At 66.9% G+C, this 16663-nt stretch carries 14 protein-coding genes; 7 read left to right on the forward strand and 7 right to left on the reverse strand.

The annotated features are described in order from the left end of the window. The first annotated feature begins 41 nt into the window (after positions 1–41). Positions 42–467 carry a DUF1841 family protein gene (locus CAL12_RS21680; RefSeq protein WP_086066507.1) on the forward strand — a complete coding sequence of 142 codons (426 nt, stop codon included), beginning with the start codon at positions 42–44 and terminating at the stop codon, positions 465–467. A gap of 122 nt (positions 468–589) precedes the next feature. On the opposite strand, the gene CAL12_RS21685 is transcribed toward CAL12_RS21680, so the two are convergent. Together CAL12_RS21685 and CAL12_RS21690 are read right to left on the reverse strand one after the other, a co-directional pair. After that, the gene (locus CAL12_RS21685; protein WP_086068042.1) at positions 590–952 is read right to left on the reverse strand and encodes a c-type cytochrome; all 363 of its coding nucleotides are present in this window, start codon (positions 950–952) and stop codon (positions 590–592) included. An 11-nt stretch (positions 953–963) separates the two neighbouring features. Further along, positions 964–1317 (reverse strand): c-type cytochrome, encoded by a 354-nt coding sequence (locus CAL12_RS21690; protein WP_086066508.1) that lies wholly within the window; start codon positions 1315–1317, stop codon positions 964–966. 179 nt (positions 1318–1496) lie between these two features. On the opposite strand from CAL12_RS21690, the gene CAL12_RS21695 reads away from it, so the two are divergent. Beyond that, entirely contained in the window at positions 1497–2369 is an 873-nt protein-coding gene (locus tag CAL12_RS21695) for an AAA family ATPase (protein ID WP_086066509.1), read from the forward strand. Positions 2370–2394: 25 nt separating this feature from the next. Then, entirely contained in the window at positions 2395–3567 is a 1173-nt protein-coding gene (locus tag CAL12_RS21700) for a vWA domain-containing protein (protein ID WP_086066510.1), read from the forward strand. A gap of 1 nt (position 3568) precedes the next feature. On the opposite strand, the gene CAL12_RS21705 is transcribed toward CAL12_RS21700, so the two are convergent. Further along, positions 3569–4090, reverse strand: coding sequence for a GNAT family N-acetyltransferase (locus CAL12_RS21705; protein ID WP_086066511.1), 522 nt, complete (start codon positions 4088–4090; stop codon positions 3569–3571). A gap of 22 nt (positions 4091–4112) precedes the next feature. After that, complete coding sequence (locus CAL12_RS21710) at positions 4113–4538, reverse strand: hypothetical protein (protein ID WP_086066512.1); 426 nt, start codon at positions 4536–4538, stop codon at positions 4113–4115. 222 nt (positions 4539–4760) lie between these two features. On the opposite strand from CAL12_RS21710, the gene CAL12_RS21715 reads away from it, so the two are divergent. After that, positions 4761–7505, forward strand: coding sequence for a M16 family metallopeptidase (locus CAL12_RS21715; protein ID WP_086068043.1), 2745 nt, complete (start codon positions 4761–4763; stop codon positions 7503–7505). Positions 7506–7638: 133 nt separating this feature from the next. On the opposite strand, the gene CAL12_RS21720 is transcribed toward CAL12_RS21715, so the two are convergent. From CAL12_RS21720 to CAL12_RS21730, 3 genes are read right to left on the reverse strand one after another with little or no spacing between them, the layout of a single operon-like run. After that, positions 7639–9927 carry a xanthine dehydrogenase family protein molybdopterin-binding subunit gene (locus CAL12_RS21720; RefSeq protein WP_086066513.1) on the reverse strand — a complete coding sequence of 763 codons (2289 nt, stop codon included), beginning with the start codon at positions 9925–9927 and terminating at the stop codon, positions 7639–7641. After that, positions 9924–10433: a (2Fe-2S)-binding protein gene (locus CAL12_RS21725; RefSeq protein ID WP_086066514.1), complete on the reverse strand. Its 510-nt coding sequence runs from the start codon at positions 10431–10433 to the stop codon at positions 9924–9926. Before CAL12_RS21725 ends, CAL12_RS21720 begins: the two co-directional genes overlap by 4 nt. Continuing rightward, a complete protein-coding gene (locus tag CAL12_RS21730; protein WP_086066515.1) occupies positions 10430–11758 on the reverse strand; it encodes a cytochrome c in 1329 nt (442 codons plus the stop codon). The genes CAL12_RS21725 and CAL12_RS21730 overlap by 4 nt, the downstream gene beginning before the upstream one ends. Positions 11759–12057: 299 nt before the next feature. Between CAL12_RS21730 and CAL12_RS21735 the strand changes: the two genes are divergently transcribed. The 3 genes from CAL12_RS21735 (at position 12058) to CAL12_RS21745 (ending at position 16605) form a co-directional block, all read left to right on the forward strand. Further along, positions 12058–13107 (forward strand): NADP(H)-dependent aldo-keto reductase, encoded by a 1050-nt coding sequence (locus tag CAL12_RS21735; RefSeq protein ID WP_086066516.1) that lies wholly within the window; start codon positions 12058–12060, stop codon positions 13105–13107. A gap of 220 nt (positions 13108–13327) precedes the next feature. Continuing rightward, positions 13328–14821, forward strand: coding sequence for an aldehyde dehydrogenase family protein (locus tag CAL12_RS21740; protein WP_086066517.1), 1494 nt, complete (start codon positions 13328–13330; stop codon positions 14819–14821). Between the two features lie 23 nt (positions 14822–14844). Beyond that, positions 14845–16605 (forward strand): thiamine pyrophosphate-binding protein, encoded by a 1761-nt coding sequence (locus tag CAL12_RS21745; RefSeq protein WP_232464595.1) that lies wholly within the window; start codon positions 14845–14847, stop codon positions 16603–16605. The last annotated feature ends 58 nt before the right edge of the window (positions 16606–16663 follow it).

The raw sequence follows: 16663 nt of genomic DNA on the forward strand, positions 1-16663 counted from the left end.
GCGCGGGCTCCGCCGCGCCCCGATGCCGTTCCGAAGCCGCCATGTTCAATCCGTCCCGCGACCAAGTGCGCGAATTTTTCATCGAAGCCTGGCGCAAGCACAGGGCCGGCGAGCTCGTCACGCCGCTGGAGTCGATGGCCGTGGACTGGATGACCGAGCACCCGGAATATCACCAGGACCTGGAAAGCCCCGAGGCGATGACGGCCGAGTATTCGGTGGAAAAAGGCCGCACCAATCCCTTTCTGCACCTGTCCATGCACCTCGCCATTGCCGAGCAGCTGTCGATCGATCACCCGCCCGGGATACGCGCCGCGTATCAGCGACTGGTGGCGCGCGGGGATGCGCACCATGCCGTGCACGAGATCATGGAATGCCTGGGCCAGGTGGTCTGGGAAGCCCAGCGCCTGGGCACGCCGATGGACAGCGATGCCTACATCGAGCTGATCCGGCAGCGCGCCGAAAGGTAGGAGGTAAGGGGCCCCCACGCCGCGCCTTCGGCTTGCTGCCCCCCGAGGGGGCGCTTTTCGCCTTGGGGCGGCCCGGCGGCGAAAGAGCCCCCACGCCGCGCCTCCGGCCTGCTAACCCAACCTTACTTGCGCGTGCCCAGATCGCTGGGCAGGCTGGACAGCCAGGCAGCCACGTTGACGATGTCGGCGTCGCTGAGCTGCGCGGCGAACGCGCCCATGATGGGATTCTTGCGGATATTGGCCGTGGACGGCGCGCCCGACTGGCCGCGGCGATAGGCCTTCAACGCGTGCGCCAGGTAGTCTTCATGCTGGCCGGCCAGGATCGGATACTGCGGATCCGTGGGCGTCTTGGCGTCGGCGCCATGGCACGACGCGCAATTGAACTTGTCGAACACCGCCTTGCCGGCGGCCAGATCGTCGGCGCGCGACGCGGTCGCGGCCATGCCCAGCAACACCCCGGCGAGGGTCACGATTATGCTTTTCATGGATGCCCCCGTCATTTGAGATTGGCGTAGTACGCAGCGATATCAGCGATGTCCTGGTCGGACAGGCTGCCCGCGACGGCGTCCATGGTGGGATGGCTGCGCTCGCCCTTCTTGTATGCGTTCAGCGCGTTTTCGATGTACTTGGCATTCTGCCCGGCGATCATCGGTACCCGGTAGACCTCGGGGAACGCCGTCTTGTAGTCCGCGATGCCGTGGCAGCCGATGCACATGGACACCTTGTCACGCCCGGCCTGGGCGTTGCCGCCCTGGGCGGCATCCGCGGCGTGCGCCGCGCCGGCGCCCGCACAGGACAGCAAAACGGCAAGCAGGCCCGCCTTACGCAATACAGTGGTTCGCAACTTCATGAATTGGCTCTTGATATGGCGACTTTGGTTGCTGGAACTTCTGGAACTGCCTAGCTGACATTCGCGGACCGGCCTCCCCCGGGCCGCAAACCGGACGATTGTACGATAATTAGCCCATCGCCAACGGCGGGACCGGTACTCGCACGGTACTTCCCGCGCCACACGAGGTCGCTCCCCTCATGCCCGCAGCTTCTTCCCCCGCCGCGCCGCGCTTCGAAGGCACGGAACGCTATGTCGCCACCGAAGACCTGAAACTGGCGGTGAACGCCGCCCTGGCGCTGCAGCGCCCGCTATTGATCAAGGGCGAGCCGGGCACCGGCAAGACCATGCTGGCCGAAGAAGTCGCGAGCGCCCTGGGGCGGCCCCTGCTGCAATGGCATATCAAGTCCACCACCAAGGCGCACCAGGGCCTGTACGAATACGACGCCGTGTCGCGCCTGCGCGATTCGCAGCTGGGCGATGAAAAGGTGCGGGACATCCGCAACTACATCGTGCAAGGCGTGCTCTGGCAGGCGTTCGAGGCGCCCGAGCCGGTCGTGCTGCTGATCGATGAAATCGACAAGGCCGACATCGAGTTTCCCAACGACCTGCTGCGCGAGCTGGACCGCATGGAATTCCATGTGTACGAAACGCGCCAGACCATCGCCGCGCGCCACCGCCCGCTGGTCATCATCACGTCCAACAACGAAAAGGACCTGCCGGACGCGTTCCTGCGCCGCTGCTTTTTTCACTACATCCGATTCCCCGACCGCGACATCATGCGCGATATCGTCGGCGTGCATTTCCCGACGCTGCGCGCCGACGTGCTGCGCGCGGCGCTGGATACCTTCTTCGCCTTGCGCGACGCGCCGGGGCTCAAGAAAAAACCTTCGACGTCGGAACTGCTGGACTGGCTGCACCTGCTGCTGGCCGAAGACGTTCCCGCCGGCCAGATCGAGGCCCACGCCGCCACCGCCGTGCCGCTGATGGCCGGCGCCCTGCTGAAGAACGAGCAGGACATGCAGTTGCTGGAACGCCTGGCCGCCATGACGCGAACCGGCCAGCGCCGCTAGCGACGAGTCCGGTTCCGGCGCCGCCATGCTGATCGACTTCTTCTACCACCTGCGCGCGCACCGGCTGCCGGTGTCGGTACAGGAATACCTGACCCTGCTGGAAGCGCTGCGCCAGCCGCTCATGCCGCCGACGCTGGACGAGTTCTATCATTTGTCGCGCATGACGCTGGTCAAGGACGAAACCCTGTTCGACCGCTACGACCAGGCCTTCGCGGCGTACTACCGCGGCATCGCCGCCAGCCTGCCGCCGGACAAGCAGATCCCGCTGGACTGGCTGATCAAGCAGCTCGAACGCACGCTCACGCCGGAAGAAAAGGCCGCCATCCAGGCCCATGGCTGGGACAAGCTGATGGAGTTGTTCAAGCAGAGGCTGCAGGAACAGACCGAACGCCATGCCGGCGGCAGCAAATGGATAGGCACCGGTGGCACGTCGCCTTTCGGCAATGGCGGCTACCACCCCGAAGGCATACGCGTGGGCGGGGAGTCGGGCGGCAATCGCAGCGCGGTCAAGGTCTGGGACATGCGCCAGTTCCGCGATTACGACGACACGCTCGAACTGGGCACCCGCAATTTCAAGGTGGCGCTGCGGCGGCTGCGCCGCTTCGCGCGCCAGGGCGCCGACCTGGAACTGGACCTGGACGACACCATCACCAGCACCGCCCGCAATGCGGGCCACCTGGATCTGCGCCTGGTCCCGGAACGACGCAATACCGTGAAAGTTCTGATGCTGCTCGACGTGGGCGGCAGCATGGACGACCACATCGCCCGGGTAGAGGAATTGTTTTCCGCGGCGCGCAGCGAATTCCGCCACCTGGACGTCTTCTACTTCCACAACTGTCCGTACGAGCGCCTGTGGCAAAGCAACCGGCGCCGCCAGAGCGACGGTTTCGACACCTGGGATGTGCTGCGCAAGTACAACGCGGACTGGCGGCTGATCATCGTCGGCGACGCCACGATGAGCCCCTACGAAATCCTGCAGCCGGGCGGCTCGGTCGAGCACATGAACAAGGAAGCCGGCGCGGTATGGATGCAGCGCCTGCTGGAAGCCTGGCCCAAGGCGGCCTGGCTGAATCCGGAGCCCACGGCGTCCTGGCCATATCGCCAGTCCATCGCGATCCTGAAGAACATCATGCACGACCGCATGTATCCCGTCACCGTCGCCGGCCTGGAGCAGGCGATGCGCATGCTGTCGAAGTGAATCAACCGTCGGCCGGCTCGTCCGGGGTTTCCAGCAGCATCTGATAGAACGCGACGTCCAGCCAGCGGCCGAACTTGAAGCCGGCCTGCCGCACCGTACCTGCGTGCGTGAACCCCAGCTTTTCATGCAGCGCGCAACTGGCCGTGTTGCTGGTATCGATGGCGCCCACCAGCACGTGGTATTGCTGGGCGCGGGCGCGCGCGATCAGCGCGCGCATCAGTGCCTGGCCCAGGCCGCGGCCGCGATGATCACGCGCGACGTACACGGAATGCTCGACCGAATACTTGAAGGCCGGAAAGGCGCGGAACGTGCCATAGCTGGCGAAGCCCATGAGCGTGCCGTCGCCGTCCTCGAAGCCGATCACCGGGAAGCCGCCCTTGCGCTTGGCCTCGAACCAGGCCTGCATGACGGCGTCCGTGCGCGGCTGGTATTCGTACAGCGCCGTGGACGTCAGGATGGCGTCGTTGAAGATCTCCAGCATGGCGCCCGCATGGCGCTCGTAGGTGCAATCGACGGGGATCATCGCGTGCTCATCCACGCCGGCCCTACTTGGGCGCGGCCATGACTTCGGAATCCAGCCGGGCGCGCGGGAAAGCGGCGTCCGGATTGCCGGGCACGAATTCCGTGATCATGCCGCGGTCGCGCTGGTACTGGAAATAGCGGGCGCTCTTCATGCCCGCCTGATGCACCACGCGCGCCAGCGCGCTGATGTCGTTCAGCGTCAACGTGGGGTCGACCAGCACCGCGACGGGGGTATCGGGGCCGCGTTTCTTGTCGCGGGCCACCGCCGTCAGCGCCATTCCCAGCTGCTTGCCGTCCAGCCGGCGGGCATCCGCGTCCACCGTGTATTGCGGCGTTTTCGCGCCCTTGGCCGGCGGGAAGGTGTCCACCACCACCGGCGAACGCGCCGCGGCGGCGCCGCACAGGCTCCAGGCGGCCAGCAGGAAAAGGATCTTTTGGAAAAGCTTCATCTTGAATTCGTTCCTTGTGATGCGGTGCGCGGTATGGCCGCGCGGGTAGGAATATACCTTGGCGGTCCGCCGCCGCCCAGGGCAAGGGGGGGTGCCGGGCCCGTGTAATGCCCCGCCGATTCGTCTCGGACCGCGGGGGATCCAGGGCGCCGCGATAGGAACCTATCGACCCGTATACACTCCAACAACTTCACCATCTCGCAGGGAAACCCGTCCATGCCCATTTCCACCCCCGCATTGTCGCGCCACCTGAAGACACTGATTTTTTCGTCCTTCCTGGCTTTCCAGGCCAGCGCGGCGACACTGCCGGAAGGCACGACGGAAGTCTCCTCCGTAGAGGGCATTACGGAATTCCGCCTGAGCAACGGGCTGCGCGTGCTGCTGGCGCCGGACGACTCCAAACCCACCACCACGGTCAACATGACCTATCTGGTGGGTTCGCGCAATGAAAACTATGGCCAGACGGGCATGGCGCACCTGCTGGAGCACATGCTGTTCAAGGGCACGCCCACCACCCGCAACGCGATGGGCGAGTTCTCGCGCCGCGGCCTGGCCGCCAACGGCAGCACCAGCAGCGACCGCACCAACTATTTCGCCAGCTTCGCCGCCAACCCGGAAACGCTGGACTGGTACCTGGGCTGGCAGGCCGACGCCATGGTCAATTCGCTGATTGCGCGGGAAGACCTGGATACGGAAATGACCGTGGTCCGCAACGAGATGGAAAACGGCGAAAACAGCCCCTTCCGCATCCTGATGCAGAAGATGGAAGCCGCGGCCTTCCAGTGGCACAACTACGGCAAGGACACCATAGGCGCGCGCTCGGACGTCGAAAACGTCGATATCGGCCAGTTGCAGGCGTTCTACCACCAGTATTACCAGCCCGACAACGCCGTGCTCATCGTCGCGGGCAAGTTCAATCCCCAGGATACGCTGGACACGATCAGCAAGACGCTGGGCAAGGTGCCGCGCCCGAGCCGTCCGCTGCCGCCCGAATACACGGTCGAACCGGTGCAGGACGGCGAACGCGAAGTCACGCTGCGGCGCGCCGGCGGCACGCCGCTGGTGGCGGCGATGTACCACATCCCCGCCGCGGGCAGCCCCGACTACGTACCGATGGACCTGGCCACCGTCATGCTGTCGGACACGCCGTCCGGCCGGCTGTACCGCAATATGGTGCAGCGCAAGCTGGCGTCGGACGTCTTCGGCTTCACGATGGAACAGCGCGATCCCGGCGTGGTGATGTTCGGCGCCCAGCTGGAGCCCACCATGGACCAGGACGCATCCCTGAAGGCGCTGACCAGCACGCTGGAATCGGTGGGCCGCACGCCTTTCACGCAGGAAGAGCTGGACCGCGCGCGCAGCAAGTGGCTGCGCGATTGGGAGCAGACCTATAGCGACCCGCAACGGATCGGCGTCGCCCTGTCCGAAGCCATCGCCAGCGGCGACTGGCGCCTGTTCTTCCTGCAACGCGATCGCGTGCGCGAGGCCAAGCTGGCCGACGTACAGCGTGTCGCCGCCGCCTACCTGGTGCCCAGCAACCGCACGGCGGGCCGCTATATCCCGACGGCCAAGCCGGTGCGCGCGCCGGCCAACAGCCGCGTCGACCTGACCGCGGCGCTGAAGGACTACAAGGGCGATCCGGGCTATACGCAGGCCGCGGCCTTCGATCCGACCCCGGCCAATATCGACAAGCTGACGGTCCGCCGCACGCTGGACCTGCCCAACGGCAAGGTGGACGTCGCCCTGCTGTCCAAGCCCACGCGCGGGCACCGCGTGCGCGCGCGCCTGCTCCTGCAGTTCGGCAACGCGGACACCTTGCGCGGCCAGCGCGACGTCGCCGACGCCGTGGCCGATATGCTCGAGCGCGGCACCAGCAAGCTGTCGCGCCAGGCCATCCAGGACCGCTTCGACCAACTGAAGGCAGACGTCAACTTCAGCGGTTCAGGCACCAACCTGTCCGTTTCCATCTCCACCACGCGCGACAACCTGCCCGCGGTCGTCGCCACGGTGATGGACATCATCCGCAACGCCAACTTCCCGCAGGCCCAGCTGGACGAATACAAGGCGCAGGCCATCACCGCCATCCAGAACGCCATGAACGAACCGTCGGCCCTGGCCATGCGAGCCCTGGCGCGTCAGGACAATCCGTGGCCCAAGGACGATATCCGCTACGTGCCGACCTTCGAGGAATCGCTGGCCAGCGTGCGGACCCTGTCGCATGACGTGCTGGCGCGCTTCCACAACCGGTTCTACGGCGCCGGAACGATCGCGTTCTCCGCCGTGGGCGATTTCGACGCGGACGCCACCGAAACGGCGCTGAAGAAAGGCCTGGCGGGCTGGAAGCGCGGCGCGCCCTACACCCGGGTGCCCGAGCCCTACCGCGCCATCCCGGCGCAGAAGTTCGACATTCCCACGCCGGACAAGGCGAACGCCTTCTACGCCAGCCGCATGCCGCTGGCGCTGCAGGACACGTCCAAGGACTACGCGGCCTTGTACATGGCCAACTACCTGCTGGGCACCTCGGAAACCTCGCGCCTGTGGAACCGGGTCCGCGAAAAGGACGGCCTGTCATACAACGTGCGCAGCACGCTGTCGGCGTCGTCGTTCGAGCCGCGCGGCAGCTGGGTGGTCTATGCGATCTACGCGCCGGAAAACCGCCAGCGCCTGGAGCAGGCCATTTCGGAAGAACTCGCGCGCGTCCACAAGGACGGCTTTTCGGAAGCGGAAATCCGCGATGGGATCGCCTCGCTGCTGAACTATCGGCGTCTGAGCCGGGCACAGGACGACGTCCTGGCCAGCACGTGGATAGACTACATCCGCCGCGGCCGTACCTTTGCCTGGTCGGCCGACATGGACAAGCAGATTGCCGCGCTGACGCCGGCCGCCGTGAACGAAGCACTGCGCACCTACCTGAAGCCGCAGGACTTCAGCACCGCGGTGGCGGGTGACTTCACCAAGAAGAAGTAAACCCTGCCACCCATGGAAAAAAGGCGCGGCCCGGGGCCGCGCCTTTTTTTTGCCCCGTGGCGGGTCGCGGCGCGGTGGCGGTAGCCGCACGCCTGCCGTCACGGCCCTCCGCCGCCATGCGGCGGGCCGGATCCTACGCGTGCGGATAATCCTTCAGCCGCGGACCCGCGGCCAGCGGCGTGCTGCGCAGGCGCATGCCGGTGGCGTCGGCGATGGCGTTGGCCACGCAGGCCGACGCCGGTCCTTGCGACGCCTCGCCGGCGCCCAGGAAAGGCGCGCCGGGACGGTCTATCAGGTGCACTTCTATCTTGTCCGGCACGTTGGAAAAACGCAGGATGGGATAGGTGCTCCAGTCGAAGGTGGTGACCCGCCGCTTGTCGAAATGCAGCTGCTCGTACAGCGTCCAGCTGGTGGACTGGATGATGCCGCCCTCCACCTGGTTGCGCACGCCGTCCGGGTTGACGATCTGCCCTGTATCAATGGCGGCGACCGCGCGATGGATGTGCACCTCGCCCGTATCGCGATCCACCGTCAGCTCCATGCCGATGGCCAGGTAGGCCATCAGGTTCTTGTACATGGCGAAGGAAAAGCCGAAGCCGCGGCCGGGCTCGCGCTTGCGCTTGGGATCCCAGCCGAAGCGCTGGGCCGCCAGCTGGATCACGTCGCGGGCGCGCGGGTCCTTGATGTGCCGCAGGCGATATTCCACCGGATCGGCCTGGGCCGCCGCCGCCAGCTCGTCCATGAAGCTTTCGATGGCGAAGATGTTCATGTAGGCGCCCAGCGACCGCATCGCCGACACGCGCAAGGGCATCTCGGGAATGAAGTGATGCAGCACCTTGGTGTTGGGAAAGGCGTAAAGCGGGATGCTGTTGCGGTCGCCGCCGCCCTCCGGCATGGGAATCGGCACGGGCGGCGCGGGCGTGAAGGGCTGCGCCAGCGCCCACGTCGGAATCATGCGGCCGGCGTTGTCGATGCGCTGGTTATGGCTGTTGCTCCATATCTCGTATTGCCAATCCACCACATTGCCCTGGGCGTCCAGCGATGCCTGCACCTCGGTCACCATGGGTGGACCGGCGGGCTCCCAGGTATGTTCCTGGTCACGCATCCACTGCACGCGCACCGGGCGCCCCGGCACCGCGCGGGCGACCAGCGCCGCGTCGGCGGCCACGTCATCCGCACCGTTGTGGCCGTAGCAGCCCGAGCCTTCCACGTGAATGCAGCGCACCTTGTCCTGCGGCAGCGACAGCATTTCCGCCAGGCCCTTGCGCAACGGGAAAACGCCTTGCGTATGCGTCCATACCGTCATCGCGCCATTATCGAAATGCCCGATGGCGCAGGAGGGTCCGATGGAGCCGTGCGTCAGATACGGCTTCGAATAGCGCGCCTTCAGGGTTCGAACGCCGGGCGCGGCGGGGCCCTTGCGATCGATCACGTCGATCTCCCGCGAAGGCAGCGACTTCAGGTAATCATGGATGCCGGACTCGTCGGGCAGCACATAGGTTTCTTCCCACTGCGCCGATTGCGCCAGGGCGCGCATGGCGACGATGGCCTGCCATTCGTCCTGGGCAACCACGGCCAGGTAGTTGCCGTCGCGGACGACCTTGATCACGCCTGGCATGGCCTGCACGCCATCGAAGTCGGCCTTGATCAACCTGGCGCCATAGGATGGCTGGCGCACCACGCGCGCGTGCACCATGCCGGGCAGGCGCATGTCCTGGACATAGCTGGCGCCGCCGGTCACCTTGCCCGGGATGTCCACGCGCTGCATGGGCTGGCCCAGCACCGTGTGGGTCCGAGGATCCTTCAGCGGCGATTCGGGCTGCGCGGCGCGATGCAGGTCCAGCCCGGCAACCGCCTCTCCATACGTCAGGCGCCGGCCGTCGGGCGCCTGGATCACGCCCTTGGCGACGGTCAGCGTATCGACGGCCACCTTCAGGCGGTCCGCCGCGGCTTGCACCAGCAGCCCGCGCACCTGCGCGGCGGCGTTCAGGATGGCGGTGCCGCTGTCGGCCACCGAATGGCTGCCGGCGGTATAGCCTTCGTTGGGGGTGCGCGCCGTGTCGGCCGTGACCAGATGCACGGCTTCCGGCGCGACGTCCAGCTCTTCCGCCGCGATCTGGATGAACGCCGTGCGCACGCCGGTGCCGAGCTCGGCCTTGCCGGTGAAGACGGTGAGCTTGCCGGTTTCGTCCAGCCTGACCCAGGCGTCCAGCATGGGCGTGGTGTTCAGGTTGCCGGGCAGTTTCGGACCCTTGGAGGCGGCTTCCTGCGCCATGGCGGGCATATGGGGCAGCAGCGAAAAGCCCACGGTGATGGCGCCGGCGGCCAGGAAGCGGCGGCGCGTCGGGTCTTGGGGCAGTTCGGGCGAGGCGCCCGATGAATGTCGAGGGGCGCTTGGTCGCGTGATCCGGCTTGCGCTCATTTGGCGGCTCCCGTGGCGGCGACCGTCTCGCCATTGGTCGCGCCGGCGGCGCGCATGGCGGTCGCCGCGTCCGCGATCGCGGCCAGGATGCGCATGTGGGTGCCGCAGCGGCACAGATTGGGCTGCATGTGCGCGCGGATCTCCTCTTCGCTGGGCGAGCTGTTGCGATCCAGCAGGGCCTGCGCGCGCATCACCATCCCGGCGATGCAGTAGCCGCACTGCGCGGCCTGCTTGTCGATGAAGGCCTTCTGCAGCGGACCGGGATGTTCGGCCGTGCCCAGGCCTTCGATCGTCCTTACCTTGCGGCCCTGGGCGGCCGCGGCGGGAAACTGGCAGGAGAACACCGGCTCCTGGTCGACGATGACGGTACAGGCGCCGCACTGGCCCATGCCGCAGCCGAACTTGGCGCCGTTCAATTCCAGGTGGTTGCGCAGCGCGTACAGCAGGGGCATCGAGGGATCGATGTCCAGGTCATGCGGCGTGCCGTTGACGGTCAAGGTAATCATTTGGACGTGTTCTCCTTGCGGATCTTCGCGACCGCGTCATCCAGTCCGGTCCAGGCGGGACGCTGCGCGATGCTCACGCGGGTAAAGGCCAGGATGTCGGCAATCTGCTGATCGTTCAAGGTGTGCGCGAAAGAAGGCATGTAATGGGATGCGGCGGAGCCCCTCAGGGGGATGCCTTGCAGGATCAGGTTGACGGCGTTGCGCGGGCTGTCGGCGTTGACGACGGAGCTGAGCGCCAGCGACGGACGCTCGCCTATGGTCGTCATCGGGGCCGATGCGGCGTGGCAGGCGGCGCAGGTGGAGGCGAACAGCGCCGCGCCGCGTTGGAGGCGCTCGGCATCGGGCTGGCTGCCTGCCTGGGCGGGTGCGGTTGCGGGCGTGGATGGGGGTGCGGATGCGGGTCCGGATGCGGGTGCGGGTGCGGCCGGCGCCGAGGCATCCAGCGAGAGCAGATACACCGCCATGGCGCGCACGTCGCTTTCCGAAACCAAGCCCAACTGGCGCGTGACCGGCTCCATCGGGCCCGCGGCCGCGCCGTGCTGGCTGGCCAGGCCGGTGCGCAGATAGGAGGTCAGCTGGTCGACCGTCCAGGCAGGCTGCTTGTGTCCCAGCGCATTCAGCGGCGGCACGTCCCAGCCATCGATGCTGCCGCCGGCGAACGGCTTGCCGCCGTCTTCGGCGCCCAGGGCCGTCATGGGAGTATGGCAGGCGGCGCAGTGCCCCGGTCCTTCGACCAGGTAACGGCCGCGCAGCCATTCGGCACTGTGCGAGGCATCGTCCGGCAGCGGACCGGGATGCAGGTAAAGCAGATTCCATCCCGCGATCAGCGGCCGGAAGCCCAGGGGAAAGGTCAGCTGGTTGTCGCGCGCGGGGGCGTGAACGGGCGTGCGCGTCATCATGTACGCGTACAGGTCCTTGACGTCGGCATCCGACATCCGCGTGAAATGCGGATACGGGAAGGCCGGATACAGCAGGTGGCCGTCGCGCGACACGCCTTCGCGCATCGCCCGCGTGAACGCGGCCAGCGACCAGTTGCCGATACCGGTCTGCGGATCCGGCGTGATGTTGGTGCTGTAGAGCGTACCGAAAGGGGTATCCAGCGGCATGCCGCCGGCATAGGATTTCCCGCCGGCGACGGTATGGCAGGACACACAATCCCCGACGGCCGCCAGTTGCGCGCCGCGCGCGATCGATTGCGCATCGAACGACGTCGCCGCGGGCGGGTCGATGGGGTCGATGGCGTTGCGGTACGCGAACGAACAGGCGGCCACGCCGCCGACTACCACGATCGCAAGCACGCCTGCCGCGATGGATCTGCCTTTCATCCGAACCCCTTCAATGCGTAAACGCCGTTGGGGCGGACTGTAGCGCCCGACCCTGACATCCGATTGAAATGCGACGAAGTTTCCACGATCTGGATATTTACCCCCGTCAGCCCGGCGGACGCCAGCGGAAAGCGTACTTCCACATGCTGAAAGCGGCAGCCCGGAGCAAGCGCGCCGGGCCGCGCTGTCAGCATCCTTAAATCCCTATGCCGCCGCCGATATGACACGACGCCGCCCGCACGGCGTGTAACATCGCCGAGCTTGGGGCCCCGCCCCTCCTTCATTCCGGAGCGACTGCCTTGAAATACCGCAAACTCGGCCGTACCGATATCGACGTCAGCCTGATCGGCCTGGGCACCATGACCTTCGGCGAGCAGAATTCCGAAGCCGATGCACACCAGCAGCTGGACTATGCGCTGGAGCATGGCATCAATCTGGTCGATACCGCCGAAATGTATCCCGTCCCGCCCAAGGCGGAGACCCAGGGCCGCACCGAAACCTATATCGGCACCTGGATCGCCAAGAGCAAGCGGCGCCAGGACATCGTGCTGGCCAGCAAGATCGCCGGTCCCGTACGCGACCCCAAACGGCCCGGCCACATCCGCGAAGGCAAGACCTTCCACGATCGCAAGAACCTGACCGCGGCGCTGGACGCCAGCCTCAAGCGCCTGCAGACCGATTACCTGGACCTGTACCAACTGCACTGGCCCGACCGCACCACCATGACCTTCGGCCAGAACGGCTATCCGTGGGTCAAGGACGACCACACCATTCCCATCGCGGAAACGCTGTCGGTGCTGCAGGATTTCATCAAGCAGGGCAAGGTGCGCCATATCGGCGTGTCGAACGAAACGCCATGGGGCGTGGCCCAGTTCATCCGCCATGCGGAAGTCGATGGCCTGCCCCGCATCGCTTCCATCCAGAATGCCTACAACCTCCTCAATCGGCTGTTCGAGCAGGGACTGTCGGAATTCGCCCATCATGACGACGTCGGCCTGCTGGCCTATTCGCCGTTGGCCATGGGCATGCTGACGGGCAAGTACGAAAACGGCGCGCGGCCGGCGGGCTCGCGCCTGGCGGTGTTTTCGCGCTTCACGCGCTACAACAGCCCGGAAGCCGAAGCGGCCAGCAGCGCCTACGTGGCGCTGGCCAGGCAGCATGGCCTGACGCCGACCCAGCTGGCGCTCGCTTTCATCAACCAGCAGCCCTTCGTCACCAGCAACCTGATCGGCGCCACGAACCTGGCGCAGTTGAAGGAAAACATCGAAAGCGTGAACGTCACGCTCGATACGGGCGTCCTCGCGGAAATCGAGGCCATCCATCGCCGCCTGCCCAATCCCGCGCCCTGAGCCGTCGCGCCCGATACGGCGCCCAGCCCCGCACCGCGGTGGCCTTCGAAGCCTGGCTTCGAAGGCCTTTTTTTTGTGCGGCGCGACGTGGCCGAGGCCTGGCAAATGGACGGTCATATTGATTTGAAATCAAGATTGACCCATGTGTATCCACGGCGATAGGCTGTTCCAGGCGGTGGCGTGCGACGCCTGCCGATATCAACAGCCTGCGAGGGATACGATGAGCGCCAGCGACGAGAACCCCGACCTTTCCAGCCGAGTCGCGGCCGCGCTGCCCACGCGGCGCGCGCTGTACTACGGCGGGCGCTGGCATGAGCCGCTATCCGGCGCGCAGGCGCGCAGCCTCAATCCCGCCACGCAGGAAGACCTGGGCCCCTATGCCGTCGCGGACGCGGCCGACGTCGACGCCGCGGTGCGCGCGGCCGACGCGGCCGCCGGCGCCTGGCGCGCGACGCCGCCGCTGGAACGCGCGGCCCTGCTGCGGCGCGCCGCCGCCATCGTGCGCGAACACGCCTGGGACCTGGCGCTGATCGACGCCGCCGATTGCGGCAATCCCGTGCGGCAGATGCGCGACGATGCCGTGATCGCCGCGACCCAGCTGGAGTACTTCGCCGGCCTGGTGCTGGAGCTGAAAGGCGAAACCATCCCCACCCAGAACGGCTCGCTGGACTACACCGTGCGCGAACCGCTGGGCGTGGTGGCGCGCATCATTCCGTTCAACCACCCCTTCATGTTCGCCGCCGGCAAGATCGCCGCGCCGCTGGCCGCGGGCAATACCGTCATCGTCAAGCCGCCGGAGCAGGCTCCGTTGTCCAGCCTGCGGCTGTTCGAGCTGATTGGCGATATCTTCCCGCCCGGCGTGCTGAACTGCCTGACGGGCGACCGCGCCACCGGCGCCGCGCTATCCGCGCACGATGGCGTCGCGGCGGTGGCGCTGATCGGCAGCGTCAACGCCGGCAAGGCCGTCATGCGCACCGCCGCCGACGGGCTGAAGAAGGTATTGCTGGAGCTGGGCGGCAAGAACGCCATGCTGGTGTACCCGGACGCCGATCCCGAAAAAACGGCCCTGGGTGCTGTGCGCGGCATGAACTTCACCTGGTGCGGGCAATCCTGCGGCTCCACCAGCCGCCTGTTCCTGCACGAGTCCGTCCACGACAGCGTGCTGTCCCGCATCGTCGCGCTGACGGCGGACATGCATCGGCCCGGCCTGCCTACCGATACGCGAACGACCATGGGGGCGCTGGTCTCGCGCGACCAGATGGAAAAGAGCCTGTCGTACATCACGTCCGCCACCGCCGAAGGCGCCCGCATCGCCCACGGCGGCCGCCGTTGCGAAGACACGGCCTTGCGCAACGGCTATTTCGTCGAACCCACCATCCTGGCCGGGGTCACGCCGGCGATGCGCGTGGCGCGCGAGGAAATCTTCGGACCGGTACTCGCCGTCATCAAGTGGTCGGACGAGGACGCCCTGTTCGCCGCCGTCAACGGCGTCGAATACGGCCTGACAGCCTCCATCTGGACGCGCGACCTGGCCACCGCTCATCGCGCCGCCGCACGCGTGCAGGCCGGGTACGTCTGGATCAACGGCTCATCCAACCACTTCATCGGCGCTCCTTTCGGCGGCTACAAGCAGTCCGGCATCGGGCGGGAGGAATGCAAGGAAGAGCTGCTGGAGTTCACGCAGGTCAAGAACATCAACGTCACGCTGGACTGAGGTCCGCGCCTTCCTGGATGCCCATGCAAAACAATCCACCCGCCCCGCGCTGGGGCAGCGACTACCTGGCCAGCCTCATGCGCCATATCGGCCTGGAATACGTCGCGCTGAATCCCGGCGCCAGTTTTCGCGGCCTGCACGATAGCCTGGTCAACTACCTGGGCGACGAAGCGCCGCGCATGTTGACCGTGCTGCACGAGGAACATGCGGTGGCCATCGCCCATGGCTATGCCAAGGTGACGGGCCGCCCCATGGGCGCGATCCTGCACGCCAACGTCGGGCTGATGCACGGTTCCATGGCGATCTTCGATGCCTATTGCGATCGCGTGCCGGTCCTGGTGTTCGGCGCGACCGGTCCCGTGGACACGGCGCGCCGCCGGCCCTGGATCGATTGGCTGCACACGTCCAAGGATCAGGGCGCGCTGGTGCGCAGCTTCGTCAAATGGGACGCCGAACCGGCGTCGCTGGAAGCCGCGCGCGATGCCGTACTGCGCGCGCGGCAGATCGCCACCACCCTGCCGCAGGGTCCGGCCTATGTCTGCTTCGACAGTGCACTGCAGGAAGCGCCCTGCCCCGACGCACCGACGCTTCCCGTCCTGGAACGCTACCAGCCGCCACGTCCGCCAGGCATATCTGACCAGCTCGCGCGCGAGACCGCGCGCATCCTGTACCAGGCACGACGGCCGGTCATCCTGGCGGGCCGCGTGTCGCGCGACGAACAGGATTGGCGGCGCCGCGTCGCGCTGGCGGAGCATTGCGGCGCGACGGTATTGACCGACTTCAAGGTCGGCGCCGCCTTTCCCACGCGCCATCCCCTGCACGGCGCCACGCCGGGATATTTCATGGGACCGGACGGCCTGGCGGTGCTGCGCGAGGCGGACGTGATACTGAGCCTGGACTGGGTGGACCTGGCGGGCACGCTGCGGACGGCCTTCGGCACCGACACCGCGCCGGCGCATGTGATCCAGGCGTCGCTGGACCAGACGCTGCACAACGGATTCGGTGGCGAGCATCAGGGACTGACGGGCATCGACACCTATCTGATGTGCGACCCGGATGCCTACACCGCCCAGGCGCTGGCCGCGCTGCCGGCGTTGGGCGCGCCGCGCTGGACGCCGCGTGACATCCCGACGACCGCGCCGGCCCCGCGCGACGACGCGGATGGACCGGACGGCATACCGCTGACGGTCTTCGCCCGCGCCATCAGCGCATACCTGCGGCGCAATGCGCCGGCCTGCCTGGTGCGCGCCAACCTGGGATGGCCCGGCGACGCGCACCCCTTCGAACATCCGCTGGACTATCTGGGATACGACGGCGGCGCCGGCGTGGGCTCGGGTCCCGGCATGTCGGTGGGTTCGGCGCTCGCCTTGAAAGGCACGGACCGCCTGCCCGTGGCGGTGCTGGGCGATGGCGATTTCCTGATGGGCGTCACGGCCTTCTGGACGGCCGTCCGCTACGGCATCCCGCTGCTGGCGATCATCGCCAACAACCGGTCTTTCTTCAACGATGAAGTGCACCAGGAGAAAGTCGCGATGGTGCGCGACCGGCCGGTTGAAAACAAATGGATAGGACAGCGCCTGGAGACACCGGAAGTCGATATCGCGGCGATGGCCCGCGCGCAGGGCGCGCAGGCCTGGGGAGGTATCGATACGCTTGCCGGGCTGGAGCGCGTGCTCGACGCAGCCATCGCCGAGGTCCGCGCCGGGAAAGTCGCGGTCATCGACGTACGCGTCGGACGGGAATACGCGCCGGCCATGGCCAATGCCTTGAAGCGCGGCGATTAGGACGCGCGCGACGGGTCGGACCGAGCCAGGCCAGCGCGGCTCGGCCCCGCCGGTCCGG

Source organism: Bordetella genomosp. 8 (genome assembly GCF_002119685.1).
Taxonomy (GTDB): domain Bacteria; phylum Pseudomonadota; class Gammaproteobacteria; order Burkholderiales; family Burkholderiaceae_B; genus Bordetella_C.

Coding starts and splice junctions, on each gene's coding strand:
- CAL12_RS21680 (WP_086066507.1), top strand. CDS start 42: ATGTTCAATCCGTCCCGCGACCAAGTGCGCGAATTTTTCATCGAAGCC.
- CAL12_RS21685 (WP_086068042.1), bottom strand. CDS start 952: ATGAAAAGCATAATCGTGACCCTCGCCGGGGTGTTGCTGGGCATGGCC.
- CAL12_RS21690 (WP_086066508.1), bottom strand. CDS start 1,317: ATGAAGTTGCGAACCACTGTATTGCGTAAGGCGGGCCTGCTTGCCGTT.
- CAL12_RS21695 (WP_086066509.1), top strand. CDS start 1,497: ATGCCCGCAGCTTCTTCCCCCGCCGCGCCGCGCTTCGAAGGCACGGAA.
- CAL12_RS21700 (WP_086066510.1), top strand. CDS start 2,395: ATGCTGATCGACTTCTTCTACCACCTGCGCGCGCACCGGCTGCCGGTG.
- CAL12_RS21705 (WP_086066511.1), bottom strand. CDS start 4,090: ATGATCCCCGTCGATTGCACCTACGAGCGCCATGCGGGCGCCATGCTG.
- CAL12_RS21710 (WP_086066512.1), bottom strand. CDS start 4,538: ATGAAGCTTTTCCAAAAGATCCTTTTCCTGCTGGCCGCCTGGAGCCTG.
- CAL12_RS21720 (WP_086066513.1), bottom strand. CDS start 9,927: ATGAGCGCAAGCCGGATCACGCGACCAAGCGCCCCTCGACATTCATCG.
- CAL12_RS21725 (WP_086066514.1), bottom strand. CDS start 10,433: ATGATTACCTTGACCGTCAACGGCACGCCGCATGACCTGGACATCGAT.
- CAL12_RS21730 (WP_086066515.1), bottom strand. CDS start 11,758: ATGAAAGGCAGATCCATCGCGGCAGGCGTGCTTGCGATCGTGGTAGTC.
- CAL12_RS21740 (WP_086066517.1), top strand. CDS start 13,328: ATGAGCGCCAGCGACGAGAACCCCGACCTTTCCAGCCGAGTCGCGGCC.
- CAL12_RS21745 (WP_232464595.1), top strand. CDS start 14,845: ATGCAAAACAATCCACCCGCCCCGCGCTGGGGCAGCGACTACCTGGCC.